The following is a 6,922-nucleotide window of genomic DNA, read 5'->3' as shown; positions in this document are numbered from 1 at the left end:
GTCCGAGCGCCTCGGTGAGGACGTCCGCGTAGGTGCGCGCGTCCTCCGGTCCGAGGTCCGCGACCTCGCACAGGCGCCGCAGTTGGCCCGCCGTGAACTCCCCGAGCGTCGGGACGCCCGATCCGTCCGGCGTGCCGGTCACTTCGCGAGCCAGGTCAGGAAGGAGCTCCACAGTCCGCGCTCCTTGCGGGGCCCCGTGCCGTGCTCCTCACGGGCGGGCGCGGCCGCTCGGGTCGCGCCGGAGGGCCGGGGCACCTCCTGGACCGGGGTGAACCTGGTCGGCAGCGCCGACAGCGCCCGGCTGAACGGGCCGGGACGCCAGGTCAGGCTGTCGGCCGGCACCGCGAGTTCGATGTCGGGCAGCCGGTTGAGCAGGTTCTCGATGGCCGTCACGGTGATGTGCCGGGCGGGCTCCTTGGAGGGGCAGGCGTGCGGGCCCGCGCTCCAGGCCAGGTGGGCCCGGTTGCTGCCGGCGCCGCCGGTGTTGGCGGCCGCGATGCTGACCAGCACCAGCTCGCCGGCCTCCAGCTTGGTCCCGGCGAACTCCATGTCGGTCGCGGGGTAGTGCGGCGCGTAGTTCGTCAGCGGCGGGTTGCCCCACAGCGTGTCGTCGAGCGCCTCGGCGATCAGGCCGCCCTTGTGGGCGTACTGGTCCTGGGTGAGCAGCAGGTGCAGGGTGTTGCCGATCAGGTTGCGCAGCGGCTCGGCGCCCGCGCCCAGCAGCAGCGCGAGCTGGTGGACCATCTCCTCGTTGTCCAGGCCCGCCTCGTGCTGCATCAGCCACGAGGTGACGTCCTCGCCGGGCCTGGTCCGCTTGAGGGTCACCAGGTCGGCCGCGGCCTGCATCAGGACGTCGGCCGCCCGGGCGGCGTTGACGCCGTCGAACATGCCGGAGATCCCGAACAGCACCCGGTCGCCGATGTCGGCCGGGCAGCCGAAGAGCTCGTTGAAGACGAACAGCGGCAGCTGCTTGGAGTACTCGCCGACCAGGTCCGCCGAGCCGCGCGCGCTGAACTGCGAGATCAGGTAGTCGGAGATCTGCCCGATGCGCTGGGTGAGCCGGCGGGTGTCGATCCGGGCGAGGCTGTCGGTGACGGCCTGACGCAGCCGCAGGTGCTCGACGCCGTCGCTGAACATGCAGTTGGAACGGTAGGCCAGCAGCGGCAGCACCGGGCTGTCGGCGGGTATTCGGCCCTCGTTGAGGTCACGCCAGCGGCGTGAGTCCTTCCGGAAGGCGGCCGGGTCCTGCAGCAACTGCAGCGCGGCGGTGTAGTCGGTGACCAGGGTGGCCTCGACGCCCGGGGAGAGTTCGACCGGCGTGGTCGCGCCGAAGTGGCGCATATAGGCGTAGTAGGCCTGCGGGTCGGCGGCGAACTGCGGGCCGTACAGGGGAATCCGTTCGCCGCTGCCGTGGGCGGGGCACCCGGGCGGGGGCACGAGTGCGGTGGACTCAGCGTCCATGTCTGCTCCTAGTGGACACGGTCCAGCAAGTGGCGGACCAGTCTGATCAATGCTTCGGCGGAGGACTTCTCGTCGCGGGCGTCGCAGGTGACCACCGGGGTGTCGTCCAGCAGGTCCAACGCCTCCCGCAGGGCGGCATCCTCGTAGACCGGCGTGCCGTCGAAGCGGTTGACGGCGATCGCGTAGTCGAGCCCGTACTGCTCGATCAGGTCGATCACGGCGAAGGAGTCCGCCAGCCGGTCGGGGTCGACCAGCACCAGCGCTCCGAGCGCGCCGCGTGCCATGTCCTCCCACATCTGCACGAAGCGCAACTGTCCGGGGGTCCCGAACAGGTACAGCACGACGCGGTCGCTGAGGGTCAGTCGCCCGAAGTCCATGGCGACGGTCGTGGTGGTCTTGCTCCTGACCCCCTTGAGGTCGTCGACCGCCTCCCCGGCCCGCGTCATGGTCTCTTCGGTGGACAGCGGGGTGATCTCGGAGATCGAGCCGATGAAGGTGGTCTTGCCCACCGCGAAGTGCCCGACGACGAGGATCTTCACGGCGGTCTGGTTGGCCCCGTCACGGACGTAGGCCCGCTCATCCAAACTTGGCCTCAAGTCCATTCAGCACCTCCTGGAGGATGCGCGTGTCCACCAGGGAGGCACGCGCGACGGGCGGCCGCACGAGAAGGTAGCCGCCTTCGCTGAGCCCGGAGAGGAGGATCCTCACCACGCCCAGGGGCAGCCGGGTGTGTCCGGCGATCTCGGCCACCGTGAGGTAGCCCGCCGCACATAATTCGAGCAGGCCCTGCTCCTCGGGGGAGAGCCGGCGGGTGGGGCGCTGCTGCTCGTCCCCCGCCGCCGTGACCAGCGTGACCAGGGAGAGCTGCTCGTCGTCGGGCAGCCCCCGCCCCTTGGTGATGACGTACGGTCGCACCAGGGGCGGGGCGGCGTCGGACGCCTGCTCGCCGGGGGTGGTCATGGGCGCACGCCGAGGTTCTCGCGCGGGGGCGCCATGAGCGCCTTGCCGAGCTGGCCGACGAGCTGCTGCATCCGGAAGGTGATGTCCGCCATGTCGACGTCCGGGGAGGCCGAGACGCCGAGGTAGGCGCCCTGTCCCGCGGAGATGAGGAAGACCCAGCCGCCGTCGAACTCCACCAGGGTCTGCCGCCACTGGTGCTGGGAGCCGTTGCAGAAGAAGGCGAGCGAACGGCTCAGCGACTGCACGCCGCTCATCCCGGCGGCGACCCTGTCCGCGTCGTCCTTGCCGAAGTCCTTGGTCCGGGCCATCAGCAGGCCGTCGGCGGATATCAGGACCGCGTGCAGGGCGCCGGGGATCTCCAGGGCGCTGTCAAGCATCCATGACAGATCGTTGTTCACGGGTACTCATGTCCTTCACTACTTGCAGCGGTCACGCTGCTCGTCGTTTCGGCGGCGTCCGGATTCGTCGCCCGGCCGGACTGGGTGCCTCGCTGGAAGGCGCCCATGATCGCCGCCGTCTCCGCGCCGGAGCGGACCGGGGCCCCGGCGGCCGGCGTGCCGTAGGCCGGGGTGCCGTAGCCCTGGGCGCCGCTGTAGCCCTGGGTGGCGCCGTAGCCCTGGGTGGCGAAACCCTGGGTCTCGAAGCCCTGGGCGCCGGCGGGGACCGGCTCGGCCGGGACGACGGCCATCGGGCGCTTGCGGCGCCGCTTGGGCAGTCCGTCGGGGCCGGTCGCGGTCGCGGTCGCGGTCGGCGCGGCCTCGAACGGGTTCCGGGCGGCCGCCTCGGCACCGGCGGGCGCGGCGGCGGCCGGCCTCTGCTCCGGCATGGCGGTGAGGAGTTCGTGCGGCAGCAGGAGAACCGCGCGCACACCGCCGTAGGGCGAGGAGGAGTCCACGGAGGCCTCGAAGCCGAAGCGCTCGCTGAGCACGCCGGCCACCGCGAATCCGAACTGCGGCGGGTTTCCGAGCGAGGAGACCCCGGAGACGCGTTCGGTGGACATGAGCTTTTCCGCCCGGGTGCGCTCCTCGTCGTTCATGCCGATGCCGGCGTCGTCGACGACGATGCAAATACCCTTCGGCACGGTGCGGATATTGATTTCCACCATCGTGTCGGGGCTGGAATAGCTGGTAGCATTGTCCAGCAGTTCGGCGAGCACCAGGGCCACCGGTTCGACGGCCCGGCTGGTGATTCCGTAATTGACCTGGGAAAGAATCTCCACCCGGCGGTAATGCCGGATGCGGCCCTGCGCGCTGCGGACCACGTCGTAGATCGAGGCCACTTCGCGCTGCCGGCCCAGCCAGCCGTCGCACAGCACGGCGATGGACTGGGCGCGCCGCCCGAACTGCGAGTTCGTGTGGTCGATCTCCAGGAGGTCCTCCAGGATGACCGAGTCGCCGTACTTGTCCTGCAGCCGGGAAATGACCAACTGCTGTTCGGCGGCGAGGCCCTGAAGGGTTCGCATGGCGGACTTGAGGACCGTTTTGGTCTCCTCGTCGGCACGCACGTGCGCCGCCTCGACGGATTGCGAGAAGTCGCTCTCCAACGCGGCGTAGTGGGCTCTGAGCCTCTCGGACTCCTGTCGCGCCGCGGCTGCGGCCCGGCGCTGGAGGACAATGACGGCGATTGCGCCGAGGAGGACGACGAGAAGAGCCCAGAGAATGGGGTTCTGCAGGGAATGCGTCATAGGACTCTCTTCGGGAGAGTGGAGGCCAGCTGCTGATTTACCGTCAAGGCGGGGGTGGGCCGGCGGACGTCCGCACCGGGGTCACCGCCCGGACCGCCCCTGTGATCATTCCGTCTCACACCCGCCCGATCCCCCCGGCAAGCGCCGTGATCATATCATCGGATGAAACGCCCCTCCGCAGCCCACCACCAGGGCCTTCTAGTTGACGTGCGCTCAGTTCGCCCCTCGACGAACTCCGCCCCCCGGGCGATGCGGCGCCCATTCGACCAGACCATGTCACGGTGGGCAAACGCCCTGCTCCCGCCCCTGATGGAACGGGGGTCTCCGGCTGCCGGGTTCAGCCGAGCGGGGCCCGCGGGGCGGACGCCCTGGCGGCACGCCGACCGCCGACGCCGCGCACCAGCTCCCCCACGACGAACGACGTCACGGCGGTCACCAGCAGCAACGGCAGCAGATTGGGCGCCTCGGCCCCCAGCAGGGCCGTCGCCAGCACCGTGCTGGTGACCGGCAGCCGGGTGACCGCCGTACCGGCGGCGGCGAGGCCGACGGCCAGGCCCGGCGCGGTGCCGAGGCCGGGCAGCGGACCGCAGGCCACCCCGACCGCGGCGCCGATCAGCACCGCCGGGAAGATCGGACCGCCGCGCAGGCTGCCGAGCGCGATTCCCCAGGCCGCCGCCTTGCAGAGCGTCAGCATCAGCAGCGCGAACACCGACCAGGCCGCCGGGTCCGCCGCGAGCGCGCCCAGGGTCGCCTGGCCGGAGAGCGCCGCCTCCTCCGGCGAACGGCCCGTCAGCAACGCGTACGCGGCGACGCAGGCGCCGACCGCGACGGCGCACAGCACGGTGCGGACCGCCGTCCGGCGCGTGCCCGGCGGCTCCTCGGCGCGCTCCGGGTCACCGGTGGTGAACGCCTTCACCCGCCGGCCCAGCGTCTGCCCCGCCACGCAGACCGCGGTGACGGCGGCGGCCACCGGCAGGCCCCACAGGAAGTCACCCGGGTCCGGCACCCCGCTGTGCGGCACCGAGGGCAGCGAGAGCGCGCCGATCGACAGCCCCGTCCAGTGGCCGAAGCCGGTGAAGACCAGCGCGCCGACGCCACTGGCCAGCAGGCACGGCATGATCAGCAGCAGCAGTCGCGGCCCGCCGAGGCCGGCCGCCTCGATCATCATCACGGCGGCCACCAGCGGGCTGCCGAAGATGGTGGAGATCGCCGCCGCCGAACCGGCCGCACCGAGCACCGGGACCAGCTGCGGCCGGGCCGCGCGGCGCGCCGGGCGGACGGCGAGCAGCGCCAGCCCGCCGCCCATCGCCATCAGCGGCGCCTCCGGGCCGAGCACCGCGCCGAGCGGCAGACAGGCGAGCGCGGCCAGGACCACCCCGGGTACCGCCNNNCGGGGCGGGCGGCCCGCCGAGGCCGTCCACCGGAACGTGGCCGCCCCGGCCGGGGAGCCGGGTGACGACCGGGGCCAGCAGCAGGCCGGCCAGCAGCAGCGCGGGCAGCGGCCACCACCAGGGGGCGCGGTCGTGACCGAGGGCATCCGGCAGGCTCTCCCAGACCCAGTGCTGGAGCTCGTGCTCCAGGCCGACGAACCAGAAGGCGGCCAGCGAGACGGGGACGCCGACCAGCGCGGCGATCAGCAGCAGGCCCAGGTAGCCCTTGGTCAGCAGGACGTCGCGCAGGGCCGGGGCGGGCGTCGGGCCGGGTCCGTCGGGCTCCGGCGCCGGGTCGTCGCCGCCACTGGGGCCGCCTGCGCTCGGCTCGGGCATCGTCCGCCTCCGTCGCGTTCCCCGCGCCGGTCCCGCTCCGGCCGCGTCCTGCGACCGAGTCTCGCCCTCGCCCCGGCGGCCCGCACGCAACCACGGGTGCGGCCGCGCCCCGATTACTCCACCGGGAGGAGCGACGGGCGGGGTGTCAGTCCTGGCGGATCTGCCGGGCGTCCCCGAGGGCGCTCTCGATGCCCCGCACCATCCGCCACAGCGGCGCCCGGCGGCTGGCGACCAGCACCACCACGTCGTCGTCCTCCCCCGCCCCGGTGCCGCCCGCCGCGTCACCGGCGGCGCCGGGACCGGGCCGCTCGCTCCAGGTGCCGGTGACGAAGGCCATCGCGCGGTCCACCTCGGCCACCCAGTCGCTCTCGCCGCCCGAACGCAGCCAGGTGCGCAGGGCGTGGTTGTGCGCGGCGACCACGGCGGCGGCAACCACGTCCGCCCGCAGCGGCCCGTCCGGGCGTCCTGCGAAGCGGCCGCGCAGGTAGTGCGCGAGGGTGTGCTCGTAGCGCCAGACGACGGACAGCTCGTAGGCGCGCAGGCCGGGGACCTTGCGGGTGAGCCGGTAGCGCTGGACGGAGAAGGACGGCTGCTCGGCGTACATCCGCAGGACGAGCCGGGCCGCGTCGCCGGCGTGCCGGACCGGGTCCTCCTCGCCGGTGCCGGACTCCAGGAAGTCCGTCATGTCGGCGAGGCCGCGCTCGTGGTCGGGGAAGACCACGTCCTCCTTGGCCGGGAAGTAGCGGAAGAAGGAGCGCCGGCCGACCCCGGCGAGCGAGACGATGTCATCGATCGTGGTCTGTTCGAAGCCGCGTTCCAGGAAGAGCTCGAAGGCGGCGGCGACCAGCGCCTCGCGCATCGCGGGCTTCGGGTGCCCGTCGTTCATGGGCTGGTCCTGCTCTTCCTTCTCGCTCATTCCCGGAACATAGCATCGGCCTCGAACACCCGGACCGGGCCGCGGACGGCCGGCCCGGGCGCCCGGGCGGGCGGGCCGGTTACGGCAGGTTGCGGGCCATGACGACGCGCTGGATCTGGTTGGTGCCCTCGTAGA

At 72.6% G+C, this 6,922-nt stretch carries 6 protein-coding genes and 1 pseudogene; all 7 read right to left on the bottom strand.

Features of this window, described 5'->3' with window-relative positions:
- Window positions 1–138: 138 nt before the first annotated feature.
- The 7 genes and pseudogenes from ABD308_RS07375 to ABD308_RS07345 all read right to left on the bottom strand — a co-directional run bounded on the left by ABD308_RS07375 (window position 139) and on the right by ABD308_RS07345 (window position 6,787).
- Window positions 139–1,461, bottom strand: coding sequence for a cytochrome P450 (locus tag ABD308_RS07375; protein WP_344329536.1), 1,323 nt, complete (start codon window positions 1,459–1,461; stop codon window positions 139–141).
- An 8-nt stretch (window positions 1,462–1,469) separates the two neighbouring features.
- On the bottom strand, window positions 1,470–2,063 hold the full coding sequence (locus ABD308_RS07370; protein WP_344329531.1) for a GTP-binding protein: 594 nt from the start codon (window positions 2,061–2,063) through the stop codon (window positions 1,470–1,472).
- Window positions 2,038–2,421: a DUF742 domain-containing protein gene (locus ABD308_RS07365; RefSeq protein WP_344329528.1), complete on the bottom strand. Its 384-nt coding sequence runs from the start codon at window positions 2,419–2,421 to the stop codon at window positions 2,038–2,040. The genes ABD308_RS07370 and ABD308_RS07365 overlap by 26 nt, the downstream gene beginning before the upstream one ends.
- Window positions 2,418–2,819 (bottom strand): roadblock/LC7 domain-containing protein, encoded by a 402-nt coding sequence (locus tag ABD308_RS07360; RefSeq protein WP_344329526.1) that lies wholly within the window; start codon window positions 2,817–2,819, stop codon window positions 2,418–2,420. The genes ABD308_RS07365 and ABD308_RS07360 overlap by 4 nt, the downstream gene beginning before the upstream one ends.
- Entirely contained in the window at window positions 2,816–4,105 is a 1,290-nt protein-coding gene (locus ABD308_RS07355) for an ATP-binding protein (protein ID WP_344329524.1), read from the bottom strand. The genes ABD308_RS07360 and ABD308_RS07355 overlap by 4 nt, the downstream gene beginning before the upstream one ends.
- Before the next feature lie 337 nt (window positions 4,106–4,442).
- Window positions 4,443–5,871, bottom strand: a pseudogene (locus ABD308_RS07350) (chloride channel protein).
- Window positions 5,872–6,016: 145 nt separating this feature from the next.
- Complete coding sequence (locus ABD308_RS07345) at window positions 6,017–6,787, bottom strand: TetR family transcriptional regulator (protein ID WP_344329520.1); 771 nt, start codon at window positions 6,785–6,787, stop codon at window positions 6,017–6,019.
- Between the last annotated feature and the right edge of the window lie 135 nt (window positions 6,788–6,922).

It is taken from the genome of Kitasatospora putterlickiae, assembly GCF_039527695.1.
Taxonomy (GTDB): Bacteria; Actinomycetota; Actinomycetes; order Streptomycetales; family Streptomycetaceae; genus Kitasatospora; species Kitasatospora putterlickiae.
Note: the sequence above shows the minus strand (reverse complement) of the source record. Positions and strands in the feature narration are given on the sequence as shown.